Annotated in this window: 19 protein-coding genes; 9 read left to right on the top strand and 10 right to left on the bottom strand. The window is 49.6% G+C overall.

Annotated elements, in window-relative coordinates:
* Positions 1–11: 11 nt before the first annotated feature.
* Positions 12–278, bottom strand: a complete 267-nt coding sequence (locus FGS84_RS23470) for a hypothetical protein (RefSeq protein ID WP_138310746.1) — start codon at positions 276–278, stop codon at positions 12–14.
* A 219-nt stretch (positions 279–497) separates the two neighbouring features.
* On the opposite strand from FGS84_RS23470, the gene FGS84_RS23465 reads away from it, so the two are divergent.
* On the top strand, positions 498–1604 hold the full coding sequence (locus tag FGS84_RS23465; protein ID WP_138310745.1) for a hypothetical protein: 1107 nt from the start codon (positions 498–500) through the stop codon (positions 1602–1604).
* 182 nt (positions 1605–1786) lie between these two features.
* On the opposite strand, the gene FGS84_RS23460 is transcribed toward FGS84_RS23465, so the two are convergent.
* The 6 genes from FGS84_RS23460 to FGS84_RS23435 all read right to left on the bottom strand — a co-directional run bounded on the left by FGS84_RS23460 (position 1787) and on the right by FGS84_RS23435 (position 10941).
* Positions 1787–2941, bottom strand: coding sequence for an amidohydrolase (locus tag FGS84_RS23460; protein ID WP_207739992.1), 1155 nt, complete (start codon positions 2939–2941; stop codon positions 1787–1789).
* A 77-nt stretch (positions 2942–3018) separates the two neighbouring features.
* Positions 3019–4854, bottom strand: a complete 1836-nt coding sequence (locus FGS84_RS23455) for a prolyl oligopeptidase family serine peptidase (RefSeq protein WP_138310743.1) — start codon at positions 4852–4854, stop codon at positions 3019–3021.
* Positions 4851–6815 carry a S9 family peptidase gene (locus tag FGS84_RS23450; protein WP_138310742.1) on the bottom strand — a complete coding sequence of 655 codons (1965 nt, stop codon included), beginning with the start codon at positions 6813–6815 and terminating at the stop codon, positions 4851–4853. Before FGS84_RS23450 ends, FGS84_RS23455 begins: the two co-directional genes overlap by 4 nt.
* A gap of 184 nt (positions 6816–6999) precedes the next feature.
* The gene (locus tag FGS84_RS23445) at positions 7000–7803 is read right to left on the bottom strand and encodes a tetratricopeptide repeat protein (RefSeq protein ID WP_138310741.1); all 804 of its coding nucleotides are present in this window, start codon (positions 7801–7803) and stop codon (positions 7000–7002) included.
* A 197-nt stretch (positions 7804–8000) separates the two neighbouring features.
* Positions 8001–9113 carry a response regulator gene (locus FGS84_RS23440; protein WP_138310740.1) on the bottom strand — a complete coding sequence of 371 codons (1113 nt, stop codon included), beginning with the start codon at positions 9111–9113 and terminating at the stop codon, positions 8001–8003.
* Positions 9106–10941, bottom strand: coding sequence for a sensor histidine kinase (locus tag FGS84_RS23435; RefSeq protein WP_138310739.1), 1836 nt, complete (start codon positions 10939–10941; stop codon positions 9106–9108). Before FGS84_RS23435 ends, FGS84_RS23440 begins: the two co-directional genes overlap by 8 nt.
* A gap of 214 nt (positions 10942–11155) precedes the next feature.
* On the opposite strand from FGS84_RS23435, the gene FGS84_RS23430 reads away from it, so the two are divergent.
* The 6 genes from FGS84_RS23430 to FGS84_RS23405 are packed head-to-tail and all read left to right on the top strand — an operon-like array spanning position 11156 to position 17148.
* Complete coding sequence (locus FGS84_RS23430) at positions 11156–12127, top strand: ABC transporter permease (protein WP_138310738.1); 972 nt, start codon at positions 11156–11158, stop codon at positions 12125–12127.
* 42 nt (positions 12128–12169) lie between these two features.
* Positions 12170–13063 (top strand): ABC transporter permease, encoded by an 894-nt coding sequence (locus tag FGS84_RS23425; protein ID WP_138310737.1) that lies wholly within the window; start codon positions 12170–12172, stop codon positions 13061–13063.
* Positions 13064–13094: 31 nt separating this feature from the next.
* Positions 13095–14084 carry an ABC transporter ATP-binding protein gene (locus tag FGS84_RS23420; RefSeq protein WP_138310736.1) on the top strand — a complete coding sequence of 330 codons (990 nt, stop codon included), beginning with the start codon at positions 13095–13097 and terminating at the stop codon, positions 14082–14084.
* Positions 14081–15025, top strand: coding sequence for an oligopeptide/dipeptide ABC transporter ATP-binding protein (locus tag FGS84_RS23415; protein WP_138310735.1), 945 nt, complete (start codon positions 14081–14083; stop codon positions 15023–15025). The genes FGS84_RS23420 and FGS84_RS23415 overlap by 4 nt, the downstream gene beginning before the upstream one ends.
* A gap of 31 nt (positions 15026–15056) precedes the next feature.
* Positions 15057–16733, top strand: a complete 1677-nt coding sequence (locus FGS84_RS23410) for an ABC transporter substrate-binding protein (RefSeq protein ID WP_138310734.1) — start codon at positions 15057–15059, stop codon at positions 16731–16733.
* A 58-nt stretch (positions 16734–16791) separates the two neighbouring features.
* A complete protein-coding gene (locus FGS84_RS23405; protein ID WP_138310733.1) occupies positions 16792–17148 on the top strand; it encodes a RidA family protein in 357 nt (118 codons plus the stop codon).
* Positions 17149–17296: 148 nt separating this feature from the next.
* On the opposite strand, the gene FGS84_RS23400 is transcribed toward FGS84_RS23405, so the two are convergent.
* The 3 genes from FGS84_RS23400 to asnS form a co-directional block, all read right to left on the bottom strand.
* Positions 17297–19162, bottom strand: coding sequence for an AAA family ATPase (locus tag FGS84_RS23400; RefSeq protein WP_138310732.1), 1866 nt, complete (start codon positions 19160–19162; stop codon positions 17297–17299).
* Between the two features lie 4 nt (positions 19163–19166).
* The gene (locus FGS84_RS23395) at positions 19167–20237 is read right to left on the bottom strand and encodes a metallophosphoesterase (protein ID WP_138310731.1); all 1071 of its coding nucleotides are present in this window, start codon (positions 20235–20237) and stop codon (positions 19167–19169) included.
* Positions 20238–20399: 162 nt separating this feature from the next.
* On the bottom strand, positions 20400–21791 hold the full coding sequence (asnS, locus tag FGS84_RS23390; protein WP_138310730.1) for an asparagine--tRNA ligase: 1392 nt from the start codon (positions 21789–21791) through the stop codon (positions 20400–20402).
* Between the two features lie 554 nt (positions 21792–22345).
* Here asnS and FGS84_RS23385 point away from each other — a divergent pair.
* Entirely contained in the window at positions 22346–23620 is a 1275-nt protein-coding gene (locus FGS84_RS23385) for a glucose-1-phosphate adenylyltransferase (RefSeq protein WP_138310729.1), read from the top strand.
* Positions 23617–24738, top strand: coding sequence for a glucose-1-phosphate adenylyltransferase subunit GlgD (gene glgD, locus FGS84_RS23380; protein WP_138310728.1), 1122 nt, complete (start codon positions 23617–23619; stop codon positions 24736–24738). The genes FGS84_RS23385 and glgD overlap by 4 nt, the downstream gene beginning before the upstream one ends.
* The last annotated feature ends 21 nt before the right edge of the window (positions 24739–24759 follow it).

The following is a 24759-nucleotide window of genomic DNA, read 5'->3' as shown; positions in this document are numbered from 1 at the left end:
CAGGCCGGATATTACTCTTCAATTACCTGGATTTCCAAAAAATCAAAGTCAATGGATTCTATAAAATTATCCTGGGTAAACCGTACCTTATCATGAAGCTGGAATTCCTTAACAGAAGATTCCAGCCAGATTGGTTTTTCCAGGTCAAACTCATAGCAGATAGAATCCAAAGAGTCAAATACCATCTGGGTCCTGGACCGTGAGTAGTCAGTCATGACTGCCACCGTGTCCTTGACCAGATGGTTGTCTTTCATAAGTTTTCCCCACATTCTGAACATAGTGCTTCTCCTTTTGCAAGTCTGTTACATTGGCTTCTGATGTTTTAGTATAACATCTAATCCGATGTTTTAAAAGTCATTTTTAAACTCAATGCCGGCTGTGACTGTATCCGTCATATTTCGGCCATATTTGAATTTTTTGTAACATCCCTTGCCCGTGGGGACTATTTGTAGTAAGCTATACGTAATAACAAACGTTCCCATAAGGAGGAAATGCAGGTGGGACAGGCAATTACGGATTATGTAAAGTTCCTGGCAGATGCCAGGGATGCGGTGTACCGTCTTAACTGTGACCAGAATACGGCCGGCCAGCTGGCGGATGAAGAAGAGAAAAAAGAACGGGAGCTTGAAACTGCCGGAAAGGCTGTATCCGATTCCGTGAACCAGACCGTTAAAAAGCGTTTGGATGAGATTAATTCCAGCTATGACAAGGAGATTGGAAAAGGCCAGGAACGTCTTAAGAAAGCCAGGGCAAAACGGGAGAAGGCCAAGAGCCAGGGGATGAAGGAACGGATTGCCGAGGAGACCAGCGAACTGCGGGAACACAACAGGGACCTGAAGGTCCAGCTGAGGACATTGTTCCAGAAGAACCGGGTGCCTGCCTGGTGCGGGACTACATTTTATTATGCCTTGTACTATCCCAGAGGATTTAAGGAAATACTGATATTCCTGCTTACCCTGATAATCTGCTTTTTGGGAATTCCCTGCGGCATTTATTTTCTGATTCCCCAGAGGATTATCTGGTATCTGGCGGCTGTGTATTTTGTGGACGTCCTGTTGTTCGGCGGCCTTTATGTGATGATTGGAAACAGGACCAGGCTCCGTCACCAGGACACGCTTAAAAGGGGACGGGATATCCGCAATGTTCTGAGGTCCAACCAGAAGAAGATAAAGGTGATTACCAGAACCATTCAGAAGGATGGGAACGAGGATATATACGACCTTGAAAAGTATGACGATGAGATTGCCTGTGTGGAGCAGGAGCTGTCGGAAATAGCTTCCAGGAAAAAGGATGCCCTGAGCACCTTTGAGAATGTGACAAAGACTATCATAACAGATGAAATCATAGCCAGCCATAAGGATACAATGGACAGGCTCAGGCAGGAGCTGGACGAGGTGTCCGCGAACCTGCGGAGCCTGGAGAGCAGCATTAAGGAGCAGAATATACGCATTACAGACACCTATGGACCATACCTGGGAAGGGAATTCCTGCAGCCGGATAAACTGGCGCAGCTTTCACGGCTTATACAGGATGGTTCGGCGTCCAACATTACGGAGGCTATTAAGGTGTACCGGGATGCAGGACAGGCTGAGGGCAGAGGATAGGCTTGTGACGGCTTGTCAGTATAAAAATACGGACTCTTCGGAGTCCGTATTTTGTTTCGCGCATAAGGAAGGAGCCGCTGCGCCATAGAGAATCACCCATCTATTTTGCCGCAGCCCCATATTTCTTGAGCCAGTGCCCTCAGACGCTCTATGCCTGAAGGGATGATGGCGGCACGGCAATGCTATTGATTCCGGGAAAATACCTGCTTTCCGTCAATAAATACAGAGAGGATATTGGTTTCGATTTCAAAGGGATTTCCGTCAGTGATTACAATATCCGCATCCTTTCCCACTTCCAGGGAGCCTACCCGGTGGGCCACTCCAATATGTTCAGCAGGATGAATCGTGATGGCTTTCAGCGCCTCAAACTCATCCATCCCAGCCTTCACAGCCAGACCCGCGCAAAGAGTAAGATACTTCTGGGGGATAAAGGGAGCATCCGTAATGATGGAAACATGGCAGCCGCTGGCCGCCAGTACGCCGGGCGTATCCCAGGTCTTGTTTCTCAGTTCAAACTTCGTGGCATGACCCAGGGTGGGCCCCACGGCCAGCATTACATTTTCCTGAGCCAGTTCTTCTGCAACCAGGTGACCTTCCGTAACATGTTCCAGTGTAATATTGACATCAAATTCCCTGGCGATGCGCAGAGCGGTAAAAAAGTCATTTGCCTGATGGGCGTGGGCCTTCAGAGGAATTTCCTTCCGGAGAACCGGCAGCATGGCCTGGAGCTTCATATCAAAGGGAGGACGGGCTGCCATATCATCTCCGGCCCTGTCCAGCCTGGCTTCATACTCCCTGGCTCTGAAAAGAACCTCTCTCAGGCGGGCGGCAGTGGTCATGCGGCTGGAATTCCCCTTTTCCTGGTAGCAGCGCTTCGGATTCTCACCAAAGGCGCATTTCATGGCAGCCTCCTCTTTAAGACACATCTGCTCCACCCTGCATCCAACGGGTTTGATGGCAGCAAAGGTGCCCCCCAGAACATTTGCACTGCCCGGGCCCACGCAGAGGGTTGTAACACCGGCATTTCGTGCTTCCGCCAAGGTTTCATCCCTGGGTTCAATGGCGTCTATGGCGCGAAGCTGGGGGGAAATGATGTCCCCCAGTTCATTATAGTCATGTCCCTCGTAGCCAATGCCGTATCCGGACAGACCGGTATGGGCATGCGCTTCTACAAAGCCGGGATAAATCTCTGCCCCGGCTGCATCATATACTTCTGCGCCATCCCGGACAATATCCGGCTCAATCTTTATAATCCTTTTGTTATCCACCAGAATATCAGCCATAAAAGGAGTCCGGCGGACGGCATTGTGAATAAGTCCATTTTTAATCAGCAGCATAGTGATTTCCTCCTGCCCTTTCTCATTATTATTTAATTCTGCCGGTTATCCGGCACAGAAAAGACCAAATATATTTGTTACAGATACATTCTCAGCCACCGGAGAATTTCGCTGTAGTAGCGGTCCCGTGCCAGAGGCGTTCCTCTGCCTGCAAGGCCGTGATGTTGGCCGGGGAACACGCATAATCTGGCTGGCACACCATGAACCTTTAGGGCGGTGAAGAGCATCTGGCCCTGGGAGAGGTGACTGCGGCGGTCATTTTCGCCGTGGAGCAGCAAGGTGGGCGTTTTCATGGAAGGGATGCGGCTGAGAGGAGAACGCGTCCACAGTTTGGCGGTTTGCCGGAAAGCACAGGCTTTCATCTGTTTTTCGGCAAATTCAATGCCGTAATCACTGGTTGATACCATGGAAACACAGTTGGAAATGACCCCATCGCAGACTGCAGCTCTGAAACGGTCACATTTCCCCGTGGCTGTTGCAGCCAGATAAGCTCCGTAGCCAGTGCCAATCACAGCCATACGGCTGGAATCAATCTCAGGACAGGCGTCCAGAGCCGCATCCAGGAAACGGATAAGACCGTTGTAGTCATAATCGCCCCAGTGTCCGTCCAGCTTTGAAAAATCTTCGCCATACCCCATGCTGCCGGGCAGGTTGGCAAACAGTACAACATAGCCGTTTTGGGCAAGCAGCTGCATTCCAAAGTGGTATACTTCACCAAATGCCTGCTGAGGACCGTCGTGAAGAAATAAAACCGCAGGACAAGTCTTTTCATCTGTTTCCTCCCGTAGTGCCCAGCCCTGAATACCATGGCAGGGGATTTCCACCATGGGGTGGCAGGGAAGCAGGTCCTCATTGTGAAGGCTTGAAACCTTCTGCTCTCCATCCTTCAGGATATAGACCTCCGGACAGGCTCCCCTGCGCAGACCGGCAAAGGCAATACGTCCGGCACGGACGTCCAGCTGGTTAATGCTGCCCGGGTCAAGGGTCAAGGGCAGCGGTTCACCTCCGGCAGCCAGCTTATAAATCTGGGAGGACCCCTTCTCTGTGGCGGCAAAATAGAGATTATCACCATCCGCACAAAAAGTCTTTTCCTGCAGGCAGACATCGGAAACAATGTAATTGCCAACCGCAATTCTGGATGCATACAGGATTCCGGCATTGCCGGTGTGCAGGGAAACCTGCATCAGGGCAGGAGCAGCATCCGCCTCACTGCCAATACCAGCCGCGTAAAAAAACGCATAATTGCTGCCTACAGCAAGATGTTTGATTTCCCCATGGTTTTTACAGAGGACCCGGTCTTCTCCGTCCCAATAGTGAATCTCATTTGCAGCACCGGCAAGGATTCCGGGAGTATAGCCGGCATAGACCAGACAGCATAAATCTGCCGATACAATACGGACATCCATGCCCTCCGGAGAGATACGTTTCAACCGGCCATCGCAGGAGCAAAGAAAAAGCTGGCGGCGAATCTTGGCCCGGTATCCCACGCCGTCCTCCCAAAGGGGAAATTCATCCAGGATGGTCCACGCTCCATCCTCCCCGGCCTTTTCTTCCGTAATCGGACGGCGGGCTGAGATGAGAAGCCGCCCGGAAACCCAGCCTTCAATTCTGGCGGAAAAGGGGATTTCCCACACAGTCTCCTCCAAACCGTTCTTCAGGGACAGAAGTGCGCACTGCGTGCTGTCTCCATTGGGACGGGCAACCGCCAGTGTGGCTTCATCCACCCAGGCAAAGCTTGTAATCCCGGATACTCCAAGGGGATAAGACTGGGTAAAGTCACTGATATGTATGTGTGTTACATAGTTATTTTCTGCTTCGCAGGGAGTATGGACAAGGAACGCGCAGCGGCCTGCCCCGGGAGAAATGCGCAGATTCGATATGTTGTGCAGACTTAATATTTCAGGGTGCTTCATGCCTTTCTTTCTCCTTTCAGGTATTTGTCCATCCAGTTTGTGATTTCTGTCAGGCGTTTAATCCGGCAGCGGGGCTTGCCGGCACGGGACAGTTCATGGTTTTCACCATGGAACAGGCACATACGCACCGGGGTGCCTGCCAGCACTGCACCGGTATAAACAGGCATCATTTCACTCAGAGGGCAGCGGCGGTCTTCATCAGAATGGATGAAGAGGATGGGCGTCTTAATATTCATAGCATATTTTCCGGGGGAATGGTTCCAGGCATTTGCGGCATCGTACAGCGGTGAAGGGGGAAACTGCTCACTGGTGACCCAGAAACCGCTGTCGCAGGCACCATAATGCACCATCCAGTCACCGATGCTGCGCTGGCTTGCCGCAGCAGCAAACCGGCCTGTATGGCCTGCAATCCAATTGGTCAGGAAGCCTCCATAGGAGCCGCCGGTGACGCCCACCCTGCTTCGGTCGATTTGGGGATATACTTCCAAGACATGGTCGGTAAATTCCATCAAATCATCATAGTCCAGGGTGCCGTTGATGCCGGAGATGGCAGAATAGGCATCTCCATGACCGTCGCTTCCCCTGGGATTACAGAAGAATACAAAGTACCCCTGATTGGCCCAAAGCTGCATCTCATGGTAGAAAACCATACCATAGCAGGCTTTGGGACCGCCATGGATGTCCAGAATAGCAGGGTAAGTACGGTTTTCATCATAATCTGCAGGAGGAATTACCCAGCCGGTTATGGTAATGCCGTCATGATTTTGGAAATAACAGGGGATGGGTGTGCAGACTCTGTGGCTGTCCGTATAGTCCTGGTTGAAATGTGTCAGTCTGGTTTCCTGACCCGTGGCCAGATTAAACGTATACAGCTCCTGCAGGCCCATGCCCCGCATTCCGACGAAAACAGCCTTATCTCCCTTGATGTCAAAACAGTCTACGGACCCTTCCTGGCTGCTTATCTGTCGGAAGCTGCCGCCGGATGTTACCTGAAACAGGTGGCTGGATTCAAAATGTGCTGAGGTGAAGTATACGCTGCTGCCGGAACACAGGCAGGTGGTGCCGGTTTCATAGCGGCAGTCGGAGCCGATGCCCAGTCCTCCTACATAGTGGTCAGGATAGCAGAGCTCAGATACTTCTCCGGTGGCAAGATTCAGTGTATAGAATGTGGGATTTTCATTGCTGTCATGGTTTCCCTTTGTACCGGCAAACAGCAGGTTCTGTCCCATCATGGAGGCGAAGTACAGGCGGTAGATATTGGGCTCCACAACCATTCGGCCGGTTTTGGCAGGAATGTCATAGAGATAGATACTTCCCCTGATTCCACGGACATCTGTATACTCATGTCCATGGCAGACGATTTTCAGCTCCTTCATACACAGACTGTAGCCCATGGTTTCAAAGTGGGGAGGAGTAATCTGCCGGAGTGAGCTGGTAATCCGGTCAAACAAATACAGGCTGCTGCGGCTGCCGGAGGTGTACCCCACGCCATTGTAATGGGCAGGCAGCTCCTCCAGGACCACGCAGATTTTTTCCGTCAGCAGGCCCTTTGCCTCCTCATTTACATAGCTGGCAGCCTCCACAAGCCAGAGATTATCCGTTATGGGCTGAATGGCCCTGACCTGTATGGGTATGTTAAATGCCGGACTGAGGCTGCCGTCTGGATTCATTTTAGTGAAGCGGGTTTCGCCGTCAGGCGTGGCATAGAGAAGTGAGCCGTCCAGGGCCCAGCAAAACACCTGTTTCTTGTTGCCGGAAGTCACCTGGACAGTACGGCTGCGGCTTAAATCATATATCCAAAGATTAGAATCATATCCATCCTGGGTCCTGCTGCACTGATGCTTCATAAATGCGGCGCGGGTTCCGTCCAAAGAAAGAGACAGGTTGGAAAGGCTTTGAAATTGCAGAATATCGGTAGGCCCTATGGGAATGGAATGATGTTCAGTGTTCTTGTTCATCATGAAAAACCTCCTGGGTGGACATTGGGATTATAACGCGTATTCCTGCTCTGTAGCGCAACAGAAAAGGGCTGTTTTGATATGTGGCATCAAAACCGCCCTTTTGTATAGAGCCGTGTTATTTCCCAAAACAACGGTTTCCCGGACAATGCCGGAGCAAATTCTGAGTCATATCAGAGAGATAATATTAGGCGTTGCTGCGGGCCTTTTTGTCAACCATTGCAGCCAGGTAGCCAAAGACCATCCACCATTCAGGGCCGGCCTCTTCCAGAATACGGTCAATCACGCGGTTGGAATTCTCCAAATCGCCGGTGATATAGTAATAGTTGGAGATGGCATACAGCCGGGTAAACTTATCCTTGCAGTCAGGCATATTACACTGAGCCTCGGTATCCTCAGGGGAAACCCAGCCCTTGAACATGCGAAGTGTGCTAAAGTAGGCTTCGCGGCTTGCCTCAAATTGTGTCTCCTTTGTTATAGGCGCCAAAATCTTCTCAGCTTCTTCCTTGCGGCCCAGACGCATCAGAGTAGACCAGTACCATCCGGTGGTAGTGATAATGTCATCGCCGCGGGCCAGGCCGTAGCAGGTCTGGTAGGCGTCTGCCGCTTTTTCGTATTCACCCAGCAGATAGTGGGACAGTGCCAGCAGATACCAGGCCTCCCAGATTTCATGGATATCAACCGTGTTGGGAACCAGTCTGGTAGACATAATAAAGTCAGAGCAGGCTTCCTGGAATTCCCAGCAGGACAGATGCCGGTGTGCGCGGTTGCGGTATGCCAGCCAGTTAAAAGGCTCCAGGCACAGGGCTTTGGAATAGGACTCTACCGCTTCCCGCATCAGGTTCTGCTCTACCAGGGCCAGACCGCGCTTAATCCAAAGATCCGCATTCTCAGGATTCTGGGCCAGCTGCTTATTCAGATTCAGGACCTTCTCAGACAGTTCAATGTTGGTTCGTACAGGGTTTGCTACTTGATTCTCACTGCGTACCATATTATTCATCCTCCTATTAATAAACTGATAATTATAATCCTGCCGTGGGTCACAGCACCGACGTTCCTGTGGCTTTGCCTCGTACAGATATATCATGATTATATTTTACATCGCGTTCCAGGGAAGATGAACGGAAAATCTTTTGGTATCGTTTAATATTTTACAAAATTCCTTAAAAAACTTCCGGTCCTGCTGTGCTACATACGGTTGGTATTTGCGGAGGATTGGGCTCTGAATTGAGAAGGAGTGATTCCTTCTGTTTTACGGAAGACCTGCGAAAAGTATTTTTCATCATCATAGCCTATGCAGTAGGCAATTTCGTAGACCTTCATGGTTGTGCCGCATAAAAGCTCTTTTGCTTTCTGGATTCTCACAGACTGCACATAGTTGATAAAGGTGGTTCCCAGAATTCTGGAAAACAGGCTGCTCAGATAGGGGGACGAGAGCTCGATTTCATTGGCAACACTGTCCAGAGAGAGATTTTCCTTATAATGGGCCTGAATATACTGAACTGCCTTGTTTACATAAATACGGGAAACATCCCCGGACTCAAGCAGCGAGAGAGCATCCAGCACAACGGATGTCAGAGTCCGGTGGATTTCCTGGGAAATATTCCCGCCGGAGCTATCCAAATCCTCAAAATATGGAGATGAAAAACAGCTTCCGCGTTCCAGCAGGAACCGGCAAACCTCTACATAAAGGATGACCGCGCAATTCAGCCGGCTCTCAGTATCACTGTTTAATTCACACAGACAGTTCCAGAAACAGTCAAGCTCCGCAAGAACACCTTCTTTTGTACCAACTTTCAAGCACTCCAGCAGGCGGTGTTCTTCCCGGGAAGGATAGTGAAGCAGTGAAAAGTCGATGGCATTGCCGGACAATGAGTTTTTCCTGCCGCCAGGAGCCGGAGCCTCCGGGTAACTGCTGCGGATAAGCTCAAGGTGCTTGATGGATTTTTGGATAGCCATTATCACATCGTCAGGGCGGAAGGGCTTTAACAAGTATTCTACCGCCGCCAGGCTGATTGCCCTCCGGGCAAATTCGAAGTCATCGTATCCGCTCATTATAATAAAGGCAGGAGAAATCAGGTTCTCTGAACGAATCTTTTCGAGAACATCAAGGCCGGTCATTCCAGGCATCTGGATATCAATTAAGACAATATCCGGACGCATGGAGTTGATAAGATTATAGGCGGTGAAACCATCGGAGGCCTCTCCGACCACGGTGATTCCGTAGGTTTCCCAGTCAATAAAACTGACCATAATCTGTCGGGTTTCTTCTTCATCGTCAATAATTGCCAATCTAAGCATTGGAAGCGCTCCTTTCATCTATCTCTTTTACAGGAAGAATAAGCTCAATGGTGGTCCCGTGGTCACTGCGGATACGGAAAGTAAAATCGCTTCCATATACAAGTGTAAGCCGGTCATAAATGTTTTTAACCGCAAAGCGGCTGCTCTTATTGGGTTTCAGACCATCCTCCGCTGAAGCCGGGATTACTTCGTTAGGTAAATACCGAAGGATTTCCGGGGGAATTCCACAGCCGTTATCCTGAATCATAAAGTGTAACGACGTTCCATCCTCCGACAGGGAGACAGACAGCGAAATCACCAGATTGAGGGAAGCGTCCTTTGCCATTCCATGGACAATGGAATTTTCAACCAGAGGCTGAAGAATCAGCTTTGGAATCTGGCAGCCAAGGACATCCTCATTAAAATCAATATGATAGTCTATTTTTTTGCCCAGACGGTATTGCTGCAGGGATAAATAGTAGTTGACCAGGTCAAGCTCCTGCTTCACTGAAATAATGCTCTTGCCGCGGCTCAGGCTGATGCGGAATACCTGAGCCATGGAATAGGCGATGTCCGCAATCTCCTTGTTCCCTCCCTTGAGCGCCTGCCACTGGATTGCATTGAGCATATTGTAGAGAAAATGGGGATTAATCTGCGCCTGCATCAGCGCGAGTTCCGCATCCTTATTTTTTAAGCGCAAATCATATTCCGATATCCGTAGACGTTCATTATCCAAAACCATGTCATTGAAGGCTTTTCCCAGCAGGCCAATCTCATCCGTATATTTAAACTGAACTTTTACATTACGCTGCCCCTCTGCAAATTGCTGGATGGATTTTGTCAGGCTCACCAGAGGTTTTGTAATCATTTTGGAAACCAGTATAATCGACGGGAAGAGGCTGAGAATATACAGAAACAAACCCGCTAATATATAGCTGTATACGACATCAATCCCAAAGGCGAACGGGGTATGGCGGTATAGGAAGAACGCCACAAAATCAGTGGAAGGAATGGCCTGATAGCTGACCCGGTACCTGCCGCTGCTTAAATCAGCGGTATAAAGGCCTGTATCGCTGCCAAAGGAGTTGCTGGATAACAGCCGGATATCATCCTCATTCAGATTGATATTGGAACGGTTGTATACTACCTGGTCTCGGGAATTGATAATTGCCAGGTTTTCAGACAGCTGCTTTGCGGTTTCGTCAAAGCCAAGGAGGGAGCGGGAATCAATGGTAACCGCCACAGCTCCGATTATATGTACATCGTTGCTGTCCCGGACTACCCTCCACAAACACAGCTTGGGGGAAAAATCGTATTTCATAAAACCGCTGTTATTTTGGTCAATATACTCCCATACATAGGTGGCCTGTCCCGATTCCAGTTTCTGGAAGGCGCCGCTGTTTTTTTGATTGATGGGCGCCCGGGAGGTATCCTTCGTGGTATAGTAGATGGCCTCGCCTTCGGCATTATAGAATACGGTGCTGAGAATGATGATTGTAGGGGTTTTGAACCTGGACTCGTCCAGGACTGTTGTCACAGGAAGGCCGGAATTGCTGATGGTCATCATATTCTGGATTTCCGGAGACAGGGCATAATAATCCGCCACACCAATCATATACTGCTGGCGGCTGTTAATGGTAAGAATGGCAACCTTCAGCATCTTGGAGTGCTCCTCTACCAGCCGCTGGTCAGATGCCCGCCCAACAATGTCAAAAAGGAAAAAAGAGAGAAATAAAAAGAGAATGATTACGATTAAGTAAATAAAAACGCTGATTTTTACGGTCAGACTCTGATTCATAAGCCGTTCCATGACGGACAGACTTTTCCGTTTTATTAAATCCTTTTTCATACCGCCCCCCTGTATTTTGTTCATGCTCCGGCATCCAATCTGCTTTTAGCCATTATATACTATGTACATGCTTTTTTGAATAGAAAATGAAAATATTCAACCAAATCATAAAATACTGAGTTTATCTTGCCACTGTTATAATCTACAATTAAGGTGCGTTAATGATACAGGATTTACGTCAATATTATATGCAGAATGAAGGGGGTGAAGATTTGTGCTAAAATATATCTTTAAGCGAATTTTGATGATGATTCCGGTTCTCCTGGGAGTTTTGTTCCTGGTGTTTACCATGAACGAGATTTCTCCCGGAGATCCTGCGGAAATGATTGCCGGTGACGCTGCCTCGGTGGAGGTTGTGGAGCAGATTCGGGAAGACCTGGGACTCAACAAGCCGTTCCCGGTCCGGTTTCTCAATTATACCAAAAATATCGTGCTCCACGGGGATTTGGGTACATCTTACAAAACAAAGCGTCCTGTTTTGGAGGAGGTCATGGACCGGCTGCCTACAACAATACTCTTGTCATTAACAAGCGCGGCATTTGCGGTGATTCTTTCCATTCCCATTGGAATTATCTCCGCCATCAAGCAGAATACCTGGATTGATAATCTGCTGATGGTACTGGCTCTGATTGGTGTGGCAATGCCTGCATTCTGGCAAGGCTTAATGACAATTATTCTGTTCTCCGTTAAGCTGGGATGGTTTCCAAGCTACGGGTTTACAACACCGGCCCACTGGTTTATGCCGGTTCTGACCATCGGTACCGGCGCCATGGCATCGCTAGTCAGGATTACCCGTTCCAGTATGCTGGAGGTTATCCGCCAGGACTACATACGGACTGCCCGGGCAAAAGGCCAGACCGAACGAAAAGTGATTATTTCCCATGCATTAAGAAACTCGATGATTCCAATCATTACAGCGATTGCTATTCAGCTGGGCAGTATGCTGGGCGGCGCCATTGTTACAGAAACGGTTTTTGCAATTCCCGGTATAGGGATGCTGATGATTCAGTCCATTAAAGCCCGTGATTATCCGACTATCCAAGGAGCTGTGGTTGTAATTGCTGTCATGTTCAGTCTTTTGAACCTGCTGGTAGATATTATATACACCTTTGTGGATCCCAGACTGAAATCCATTTACCAGACCAAAAGAAAGATTAAAAACCTCATTGCCCAAAGTGAGACCTGACCGGTTTCTGGCAAATAACACACGCAAAGAAAGGTCTGATTTATGATGAAAGCAACGACCGGGGGAAAACCCCGCAGAGTCACAAAAAAATATGGAACCTCCCAGTGGGGGGAAGCCTGGATTCGTCTGAAACGGGATAAGAAGGCTATGATGGGACTGGTCATTATATGTATTCTGCTGTGCTGTGCGCTGGTTCCGGCTCTTCTGGCTCCCTATGGTTTGGATGAGCAGCGTCCTGCGGAAGCATTACAGTGGCCCAATCTGTGGCATCCTATGGGAACAGACAACTTTGGACGGGATATCTTAAGCCGTATTATATATGGTGCCAGAACATCCATTGTGGTTGGCTTTATCGCTGTTGGATTCGCCTGTATCACCGGCACCCTTTTAGGTGCGGCCGCAGGCTACTACGGCGGTAAGTCAGATAATGTGATTATGCGCTGCATGGATGTTCTGATGGCAATCCCCAGCACCCTGCTGGCAATTTCCATTGCCGCTGCCCTGGGCTCCGGTTTAGTTAACCTGATGATTGCGGCAGGCATCGGTACGATTCCCTCCTATGCCAGGACTGTGCGTGCCTCGGTTCTTACCGTTAAGGACCAGGAATATATTGAAGCCGCGCGGGCCGGCGGCGCCAGTGATTTGCGGATTGTCCTGCGCCATATTCTTCCCAATTGTCTGGCCCCCATCATCGTCCGTTCCACGTTAGGCGTTGCGAGTGCGATTCTGACCTGTGCATCATTGAGCTACATTGGACTGGGTATTCAGCCTCCCACGCCCGAATGGGGCAGTATGCTGAACACCGGTAAGGCGTATCTGCTGAATGAATGGTATATGGCACTGTTTCCCGGTCTGGCAATTATGATGGTTATTCTGGCGCTGAACCTGCTTGGCGACGGATTGCGGGATGCTCTGGATCCCAGAATGAAACGGTAAGCAGCTGTTAAGCAAGGAGTTGAGACAGATTATGAGCGAAACATTATTAGATATAAAGAATCTTGTGATTCACTATGAAACTGACAGCGGCATTGTGGAAGCTGTTAATGGGATGAATCTGGCCCTGAGCAGGGGACAGTCTCTGGGCCTGGTAGGCGAAACCGGCGCCGGAAAAACCACCACTGCCCTGGGAATCCTGCGGCTTCTGTCCGAGCCTCCCGCCCGGATTATCAGCGGTGAGATTCATTTTGAAGGCCGGGATGTCCTTGCCATGGATAAGGAGACCCTGCGAAAATACCGGGGCAAAAAGGTTTCCATGATTTTTCAGGACCCCATGACCTCCCTGAATCCGGTCATGACAATTGGCGAGCAGGTCATGGAGTCCCTGCAGATTCATGAGCCGCATCTCTCCAGAGAAGAACTTGCGGCAAAGGCCCAGGGAACCTTGGAAAAGGTGGGCATAAGGGTGGAGCGCTTCAACGACTACCCCCATCAGTTTTCCGGCGGAATGAAACAGAGAGTGGTCATTGCCATTGCGCTGTGCTGCAACCCGGAGCTGCTTATTGCCGATGAACCCACCACTGCCCTGGATGTCACGATTCAGGCCCAGGTGCTGGATATGATTCGTACTCTGAGGAATGAACTGCAGACCTCCATGATTCTGATTACCCACGACCTTGGCTTAGTGGTTGAGAATTGTGATGTGGTGGCCATCATCTATGCCGGTGAGATTGTGGAGTATGGGAATCTGTTAGATATTTTTGAGAATGCCAGGCATCCCTACACCGTTGGCCTGTTTGGCTGTATACCAAACATTGACAAAGATGTTCACAGGCTGAAGCCCATTGAAGGCCTGATGCCTGATCCGATGAATCTTCCGGACGGCTGCCCGTTCCATGACCGCTGTGAGCACTGCATGGAGATTTGCAGTAAGGTTAAACCAGCGGAATTGGAAGTCTCTCCAGGCCATATGGTCAAGTGCCATCTTTGTGCCTGCGCAGAAAAGGAGGGATTGGAATGAGTGCGCTACTGGAAATCAGAAACCTGAAAAAATATTTCCATGTGCCTGACGGCTGGCTGCATGCTGTGGATGATGTGTCTTTTACTCTGGAGGCAGGCAAAACCCTGGGAATCGTAGGAGAGTCCGGCTGCGGCAAGTCCACACTGGGCCGTACCATTGTACGTCTGCTGGACACCACCGAAGGAGAAATCTGTTTTGACGGAAAAAAGATTACCAATGCCAGAGGAAAGGAACTGAAAAAACTGCACACGGACATGCAAATCATCTTTCAGGACCCCTTCTCATCCCTGAATCCCCGAATGACCGTTAGGCAGATTATTGCAGAGCCGCTGCGCTGCTGTGAGAAATTACCAGCCAGGGAGATTGATAAACGTGTGGATGAATTGATGGAGCTTGTGGGTTTGGCCAGACGGCTGGCAGGAAGCTATCCTCATGAGTTGGACGGCGGACGCCGTCAGCGTATTGGTATTGCCAGGGCCTTGGCTCTTAACCCAAAGTTTATAGTGTGTGATGAGCCGGTATCCGCGCTGGATGTTTCCATTCAGGCCCAGATTCTGAACCTGATGCAGGATTTGCAGGAGCAGCTTGGGCTGACATACATTTTCATCACCCATGATTTATCCGTTGTCAAGCACATCTCAGATGAAATTATGGTGATGTATCTGGGTCAGGTGGTGGAAAAGTGCGGCTCCGATGAGCTGTTTAAGGACCCGCGCCACCCCTATACCAAAGCTTTGCTTTCCGCAATCCCCATTCCCAGCCTGGGCGTAAAACGAGAAAGGATTTTTCTGAAGGGAGAGCTGACATCTCCCGTTAACCCCAAGCCCGGCTGCCGGTTTGCTCCCCGCTGCCCTTATGCTGACGGGGAATGCTTTAAAAGAAATCCCTCACTGACTGGCGACAGCCTTGGGCATTTTGCTGCCTGCCATCATATTCAGTAAGAAACAAATACAATCTAAGGAGGATTCATTTATGAAAAGGAAATTAGCACTGGTTCTGGCAATGGTCATGGTGCTGGGTTCATTAGCTGGCTGCGGCAGCAAGAACGGCGGTTCACCGTCTGAGCAGGGGAGTAGTGCTGTGTCCGGCGAGTCTGCCGGGACAAAGGCCGGCGTTATCATTGAAACAGGCGACAAAATTAATTCCACCTACACAGACAATACGCCTCAGGCGAATCTGCCTGTCACTGCCGTCGAAGACACGCTTACCGTTGCTCTGGCCAGCGAGCCTGCATCCCTGGACATTTTCCAGCTGTCCGACAGCGCCGCCACCCTGGTTTCAAAGGTCCACTGCGAAGGCCTGCTGAGGCGTAATGACGCAACCATGGAATATGAAGGTGTCCTGGCAAAATCCTGGGAGAACCTGGATGATACCACAATCCGGTTCCATCTGAGAGATGACGTTTACTTCCACAACGGAGAAAAGATGACAGCTGAGGATGTTTTGTTCATGTACCAGCGCGGCAATGAGCTGCCGCTGCAAAGCTCCTTCTACAACATGTATGATTTGGAGAAATGCAAGGTTATCGACGACTATACCCTGGACATCGTTACCTTTGAGCCCTTCCCTCCCATGGAGGATTTTATGAGCGACCCTGCGGACTGCGTTCTGAGCAAGAAGGCCATAGAAAGTTCGACTCCGGAGGCCCTTGTCCGGGATTTGAACGGCGCAGGTACAGGACCCTACAAGTTTGTTGAGTGGATTGCCGGTGACCGCATTGTTTTCGAGCGCAATGAGAATTACTGGGGCGAAAAGCCGGAGTTCAAGAACCTGGTATTCCGTATTATAACCGACTCCACCGCAAGAACCCTGGCGTTCGAGGCCGGTGACGTGGATATCTGCATGCAGCCTCTGACCACCTCCGTGGACTCCCTGCGCCAGAATCCCAACTGCGATATCTGGACCTGCGATACCTTTACCACATCCAACATTGTGTTCAACTGCACGGTCGCTCCGCTGGACAATAAGAAGGTCCGTGAGGCCCTGGCCTATGCGCTTGACCTGGATACCATTGTTGACACTGTTTTCTCCGGCACCGGCAGGAAGCACGACAGCTTCTTCACTCCCCAGAATGAAGGCTACCATCCCGCTGATCCTGAAAAGCATAAAGCCCTGTTGGAGTACAACCCCGAGAAGGCCAAGGAACTGCTGGCCGAGGCAGGTTATCCCGATGGTTTCACTATTAAGCTCTGGACCAACGAAAGCCAGAACCGTATTGACCTTGCGGAAATCCTCCAGAACAACTGGGGCGCTATCGGTGTTAAGGTCGATGTTTCCATTATGGAATTCGCAACGCTGATGGCTGAGTACAGCAAGGGAATCCATGATGTTGTCATCTGCGCCTTTGCCCCCACCGGCAAGGACGGCCAGTTCTACTACCCTTATATGCACTCCACCGGTCCTTTCAGAAGAAACTATGCGGGCATCCGAAATCCGGAAATCGACAAGCTGATGGAAACTGCCCAGAGCAGTCTGGATAAAGAAGAGCGCGCAGCAGACTATGCCAAGGTTATCGACATTTTGCGTGAAGAAGTTTATATGATTCCCCTGCACAACTCAGAGAACATTTTCGGCGTCCGTTCCACCCTGACAAACTTTGAACCGAACCCTGTGAGTCTGCCCCGTCTGGCAATTGTCAAATCGAAATAGCGTTTTATACTGGGTTCAACTTTTATAATAAAATAAAAAACTTTAAGGAGAGATATCAATGGAAATTATTAGACATGATATGTGTAAACACTTTGCAAGGGTAACGGAGTATAATGGTGTTCTGTACTTTACCGGACACATCGCTGCCGGAAAGCAGCCCACCATGACCGAGCAGATGGCTGCCCTGACCCACCGCCTGGATGAGCTGCTGGAACAGTTTGGCTCCGATAAGAACCATATCCTCTATGCAAAGATTGACATCCATGATTGGTCTATGTTTGACGAATTTAATGCTGTTTGGGATGCCTGGTTTGATTCGGGCTGCATGCCTGCCAGAACCACTGCCCAGTCTGTTTTGACCGACGGTTACCTGGTTGAAATCACGCTGACCGCGGCAAAGATTAATAAAGACTAGCTTAAAAAGGGGCCGTTCCTCCATAGATAACTCATGTCTATGGAGCAACGGCTCCTTCCTTGTGCGGGAAAACAGAAAACGGACTCCGGGGAGTCCGCAATACCGCCCAACCGTCTGTGATGGATGATTTTGCCAACGTTTTTCTGCTTTATATGCGTATAAGATGATACTTCACCTGATTTGCCGTCAGCAGCTGTGCCTCCCTCTGGTGGCAGGTAAATACAATAATCTGGTTATCATATGCCTTCACTAGCCATTTTAACGCTGTTTTTAACCTCTCATCATCATACAGCACAAAGCTGTCGTCAAAAATCAGAGGCATGGTATCCCCCCGGCCGTTCTGGACCAGCTTGGCGGCGGCCAGGCGCAGGGCCAGATAAATCTGGTCCATGGTGCCGCTGCTGACCTGTTCTATGGGAACCAGCTTGGACGGCGTGTTCATGAACACGTCTAAGTTTTCGTCAATGCTCATGCTGGTGTAGATTCCCCCGGTGATGCCGGATATCAGGTCAGAAGCCTCCCTGTTCAGGTATAATCCAAAGGAATCGCGGATAGAGGTGGACAGGGTGGTCATGGTGTCCTGGGCCAGGTCGATGGCATCCAGTTCCTCCTGTATGCGTTCATTTTCCGCCAGCACATGTTTCAGGGCCTCAGCCCTTGTCTTGCAGTCGGCCAGATGCTCCAGTTTCTGCTCCAGTTCCCATTGGATACGCTGCTGCTGTTCTATCTCCTGGGAGAACTGGTCCTCGCTGGACTGAAGCTTTCCAATTTCCTCAGACAGCTGCACCAGGGTCTGTTCAGACTGTTCCACTGCCTTGCTGAGACGGAGGAACTCAGCCATCCGGCCCTCCAATGCATTCATGGCCTCCTGGGATATACTGGAATCCCCCAGGTGACGGGCAAATATCTCCTGGAGAAGGCGGGTGCTGGTGTCCAGTTCCTTTCGGAACCGGCGGTTTTTCCCCAGCTTAAGGATTCCGGTGATGCAGCCAGCCAGGGCAATGGCTCCGGATATGCCTGCGGCGGCAGTAAGCGGTACCGGAAGGAGTACAAGGGAGCGGACCAGGTCAGGCGCAGCCAGGCACAGACCTGCGGCTCCTGCAAAGGCCAGGGTAATAAGGAACATGAATACGGCGCAGACAGTCCTGGATTTCTTACTGCAGGCAGCCAGGGTGTTCTGATAGTCGCCGTAAAGCTTTCTGGTGTCCTCCATGTAGCTCTGCACGGATTCCTGGTCAGTAAACTGGCTGTTTAATAGAATCTGCCGCCCCTTGGCGGACTTTTCAAGCAGCCCCTCCTTTTCCTTCTGACAGCTGTCCAGTTGTTTCCTGATTTCACTCTTCTTATTACGGTACTCAATCAGCTGATTGGCATACTGAGGCGCGGATATTTCCTGCTCTGTCTTGCGGATATCCCCCAAAAGAGCAGTATAGCTGCGGGCTGCCTCAGGCACCATCTGATTTTCCAGCTCCCGCCTCTGACTCTTTAAGTAGGCAGTTGCCTTGGTTATGTTGAGGGCAATGCTGCCGGAGGTATTGAGATTGGCGATGTAATTGCGGAGCTCAGCCACCATGCCCCCGTCCGTGGCGCATTTTAACTGACCGATGCTGATGGTGTTGTCGTAGGCTGTTTCCGACAGGCCGCAGCGCAGCTGGTCCAGAAGGGCTCTGGTGGGTTCTGCCTCCCTTCCCAGGGTTTCATTGACAATGGTCAGCTCCTTGTTCTGCTTCTGGAATCTTCTCTGGATACGGTATATCTGTCCTTCGCTTTCCAGCCGCATCCAGCCCTCATAGGTGCCGCTTCCCTTCCAGGGTTCGTACTTGCTGTACACGTCATTCCTGGCCGCCCTGCCCCTCTGTTTCTCAATACCAAAGAGCATTCCCCTGATAAAGGTGTGAAGGGTGGATTTGCCGGCCTCATTCTTGCCGTACACCACATTCAGCCCATCCTTAAAGGAGATATCCAGGTCATGGAATTTACCGAAGCCCTCGATGTGCAGACTTAATATCTTCATGGGTTCAGCTCCTTTCATCGGTGGTATGCAGAAGGGCATTTACCCCGTAATACAGGGCTTTCTTCTCCACCGGACTCATATCTTCTTTTTGGAGGGCCTGGATATAGAACCCAATCATGTCGCTGGAATGTTCGGCAAACAGGGCTGAAAAATCATACTGGGGTTCAGAGTCATCAATAATTTCAGCAATCCTGTATTTGTCCGATAACTGCTCCAGGTCAAATTCAATATCAGGGTCCCTCATGCCCCTGATTCGGAACCGGTAAATGTGCTGGGAACCCCGGTTTTCAATTTCATTTGATATCCGGTCGCACAGTTCGCCGTTGGTGGTATCTTTGGACACATTCACGGCCAGAGGTATGTACTGGAGGCTGGCTGCCGGGATGAACCGGAGGCTTACCAGCTTTCTGGTGACAGGATGAATCTCACCTGCATAGAAGCCATGGGCGCCTGTCTCTGTCAGGTCCAGGGGTTCGGGGGAGCCGCAGTAAGCAATCTTTCCGTCAGCCAGGACGTGGGGCTTGTGGATATGTCCCAGGGCAATGTAGGAAAATGGGGACAGCTCCAGACTGTTAAAGTTAATCGGCAGGTGGGCGGCGTCGCCGCCATGGGCCATGAGAATCTGAATCCGGCTGTTCAGGGGGACCTGTATATCTTCCAGCAGGGGAGCCTTAATTTCAGCTGTGTGATAGCTGAATCCGTGAACCTCGGTGTTAATGTCCTCAAAGTATACAGAGGTCAGGTCCTCATCCATGATAAAGGTTACATTAGGACTCCAGGTAAAGCTTAGCAGGGCAGAGTTCTCCCTGATGCGGTCATGATTGCCTGCTATCAGGATGACCTTTACGGTGGGAATGGTGGAGAAGAGATAATTGACCTCCTTAAGGTCTTTCATCAGCGGCTGCCTGTGAAACAGGTCTCCGCTGATGAATAAGCAGTCCACATCCATCTCTTTTGTTTTTTCTATGATTATCCGGAAGGTATCTTTGATTGCCTGGGCACGTTCCTTGCCCCAGGGTTTGTTGGCATCGGGACACATACCCCAGTGGATATCCCCGGTGTGGATGAATTTCATGTCTGCCTCCTGTCAAGTAATGGTTCCATAAGCGCTGCTGCGTCCGGGTAGCGAATACCTGCCCGCTTTGGCGGGGCGGGCAAATAGGGGTTCCCCGAACTCCGCGTTGCTGCGTCCGGGTAGCGAATACCTGCCCGCTTCAGCGGGGCGGGCAGGTATTCTTTATAATTCGCAGTTGTTAACCGTTCTTGGGAATGGGATTACGTCGCGGATGTTGGACATTCCGGTCAGGTACATGACGCAGCGCTCAAAACCAAGTCCAAATCCTGCGTGGCGTGTGGAGCCGTATTTTCTTAAGTCCAGATAGAAGTCATAGTCTTCCTTCTTAAGGCCCAGCTCGTCCATCCTGGCTACCAGTCTGTCGTAATCGTCCTCCCTCTGGCTTCCGCCGATGATTTCGCCGATACCGGGAACCAGGCAGTCTACGGCGGCCACGGTCTTGTTGTCAGGATTCATCTTCATATAGAAGGCCTTGATTTCCTTCGGATAATCAGTTACAAATACAGGCTTTTTAAATACCTGCTCCGTCAGATAGCGCTCATGCTCTGTCTGCAAATCGCAGCCCCAGGATACCTTATAGTCAAATTCATCGTTGTGTTCTTCCAGTATTTTTACGGCTTCCGTGTAGGTAATGCGGCCGAACTCGGAATTTAATACATTGTGAAGACGATCCAGAAGACCCTTGTCCACAAACTGGTTGAAGAAATTCATCTCCTCCGGCGCATGCTCCAGGACAAAACGGATGATATATTTGAGCATGCCTTCCGCCAGGCACATGTCGTCGTCTAAATCCGCAAAGGCCATTTCCGGTTCAATCATCCAGAACTCGGCTGCATGGCGGGTTGTGTTGGAATTCTCAGCGCGGAAGGTGGGGCCGAAGGTATATACGTTGCGGAAAGCCATGGCATAGGTCTCAGCATTCAGCTGTCCGCTTACGGTCAGGTTGGTGGCCTTGCCGAAGAAGTCCTGGCTGAAATCCACTCTGCCTTCCCCTGTCTTTGGAATATTGTTTAAATCCATGGTGGTTACCTGGAACATTTCACCGGCGCCCTCGCAGTCACTGCCGGTAATCAGCGGCGTGTGCACATAGACAAAATCCCTTTCCTGGAAATACTGGTGGATGGCGTATGCAATTAAGGAACGCACACGGAATACAGCCTGGAAGGTATTGGTTCTGGCGCGCAGATGGGAGATGGTGCGCAGGTATTCAAGAGAGTGGCGCTTTTTCTGAAGGGGATAATCCGGCGAGGAGGTTCCCTCCACCGTTACCTCTGTGGCCTGAATCTCAAAAGGCTGCTTGGCCTGGGGAGTACTTACCAGGGTTCCCTTTACAAGAATGGCGGTGCCTACGCTTAATTTAGAAACTTCCGCAAAGTTGGGAAGGGAATCGTGATATACAATCTGCAATGTCTCAAAAAAACTTCCGTCGCTGACAACAATGAAGCCAAAAGCTTTGGAATCGCGCAGGCTGCGTACCCAGCCTCCCACATTTATCTCCTTGCCCAGATGTTCCTCCGGATGTTTGTAAAGTTCTCTTACGGTAATCAGATCCATGACTGATGTTCTCCTTTTCTCTTATCTATATATTCAGTATCCCCAATTCCCCTGGAAATGGACGGTAACTACATATACGTGATTATATGATATTTCACGTCATGTTTCAAGGCTTAACTTTCCCCTGAGTCCGGGTACGGAGCCTGTATTTTCAATATGATTGCATTATAGTAGTATATGAACGGGGAAAAATCCGCATAAGGGGCGTTACTTAACTGAAGCGGGTCATGCCGGATGCAGATTATGTCAGATAACTGCGGCTGGAGGCGTTCCAGAAATTGGAATGCACCGGCAACAAATTATCTGATATTATGTTTATAGCTGTTTTTGACAAAAACATCCGTGAATATACAGCCTGCGAGGGGGACTTATTTAGTGGTAAATTTTGGAAAGGGGTACAAGATATAGATAAATCAACATCAAATGGTTAAAAACGGAAAAAATGTCGGAAAAATGCACAAAAACGATGAAATAAATTTAAAAATTTATGTACTATTTACGAAGTTTGTGGTATAATTAAAATTACAAAAATTTTAACAGCAAGAGGTGATAACGTGATTAAAAAAGAAATGATAGCTATGCTATTAGCAGGCGGACAGGGAAGCCGCCTTGGCGTACTAACACAAAAAGTAGCCAAGCCGGCCGTATCTTTTGGGGGGAAGTACCGAATCATTGATTTTCCGCTGAGCAACTGTATCAATTCCGGAGTTGACACAGTCGGGGTATTGACACAGTATCAGCCATTACGTTTAAATTCTCATATCGGAATTGGTGTACCATGGGATTTAGACCGGAACGTTGGTGGTGTGACCGTTTTACCCCCATATGAGCGCAGCAAAGGCAGCGATTGGTACACAGGAACTGCCAATGCAATCTATCAGAACCTGGAGTATATGGAATCATATAATCCGGAATATGTTCTGATTTTATCCGGCGACCATATTTACAAGATGGATTACGAGGTAATGCTGGATTATCACAAAGCCAATAATGCAGATATCACCATTGCTGCCATGCCGGTTCCCATTGAGGAGGCCAGCCGTTTTGGCATCCTGATTACGGACGAGTCTAACCGTATCACGGAATTTGAGGAGAAGCCTCCAGTTCCCAGAAGCAATCTGGCTTCCATGGGTATCTACATATTCAGCTGGCCGGTATTAAAGGAAGCTCTGATTAAGATGAAGGAAGAGCCGGGATGCGATTTCGGCAAGCACATCATTCCATACTGCCATGCAAGAGGCGACAGGATATTCGCCTATGAATATAATGGTTACTGGAAGGATGTAGGTACGCTGGGCTCTTACTGGGAAGCTAACATGGAGCTTATTGATATCATCCCTGAGTTCAACCTGTATGAGGAATACTGGAAGATTTACACCAAGAATGATGTGATTCCGCCCCAGTTTATTTCCAATGAGGCAAATATTGAGCGGAGCATTATCGGTGAGGGAACTGAGATTTACGGCGAGGTAATGAACTCTGTTATCGGAGCAGGCGTTACCATTGCCAAGGGTGCCGTGGTAAAGGATTCCATTGTAATGCAGGGGACCGCCATTGGAGCCGGTGCTGTTGTTAATAAGGCCATCATTGCTGAGAACGTAAGGATTGGCTCAGGCGTGGAGCTGGGAACAGGCGAATACGCACCCAGTACATATGACCCCAAGGTATATCAGTTCGACCTGGTGACCATTGGTGAGAATTCTGTAATTCCAGACGGGGTTAAGGTAGGCAAGAACACTGCCATAGCAGGCGAGACAACCGTGGGCGATTATCCTGACGGATTACTGGCTGGCGGAAATTACATTATAAAGGCAGGTGGCGTAAAATGAGAGCAATCGGTATCGTATTAGCAGGTGGTAACAGCAAGAGGATGCGGGAACTTTCTAATAAGAGGGCAGTGGCTGCCATGCCGGTTGCAGGAAGCTACCGCAGCATTGACTTTGCACTCAGCAACATGACAAATTCCCACATCCAGAACGTGGCAGTTTTTACACAGTATAATTCCAGGTCCCTGAACCTGCATTTAAGTTCCTCCAAGTGGTGGGATTTCGGACGTAAACAGGGCGGTCTGTTTGTATTCACCCCATCCATCACGCCGGAAAACGGTGATTGGTACAGGGGCACGGCAGACGCATTGTACCAGAACCTTACATTCTTAAAGAACAGCCATGAACCGTACGTTGTCATTGCGGCAGGCGACGGCGTATACAAGCTGGATTATAATAAGGTTCTGGAATATCACATTGAGAAAAAGGCAGACATCACCGTTGTCTGCAAGGACATGGAAGAGGGCACGGATGTAACACGGTTCGGCTGCGTTAAGCTGAATGATGACGGCCGTATCACGGACTTTGAGGAGAAGCCCATGGCATCTGACGCAACTACCATTTCCTGCGGTATCTATGTCATCCGCAGAAGGCAGCTCATTGAACTGCTGGAGCGCTGCGCAGCAGAGGACAGGTATGACCTGGTCAATGATATTCTGGTACGCTATAAGAACCTTAAGAGAATCTATGCTTATAAGCTGGACGGCTACTGGAGCAACATTGCTTCTGTGGACTCCTATTATAAGACCAATATGGATTTCCTTAAATCTGAGGTGAGGGATTACTTCTTCAAGCAGTATCCTAATGTATATACTAAGATTGATGACCTTCCTCCAGCCAAGTATAACCCTGGCGCGTTGGTTAGAAACAGCCTGATTTCCAGCGGATGTATCCTGAATGGTACAGTTGAAAATTCCATTCTCTTTAAGAAGGCATACGTAGGCAACAATTGTGTAATCAAGAATTCCATCATTTTAAATGATGTCTATATTGGCGACAACACAGTGATTGAGAACTGCATTGTAGAGAGCAGGGATACCATCCGTGCCAACACCACGCACATCGGCACACCGGAAAACATCAAAATCGTTGTGGAGAAAAACGAAAGGTATACATTATAATACGCACATAGCCCCGCGGTA

It is taken from the genome of Clostridium sp. 1001271st1 H5, assembly GCF_005845215.1.
Lineage (GTDB): Bacteria > Bacillota > Clostridia > Lachnospirales > Lachnospiraceae > Enterocloster.
Note: the sequence above shows the minus strand (reverse complement) of the source record. Positions and strands in the feature narration are given on the sequence as shown.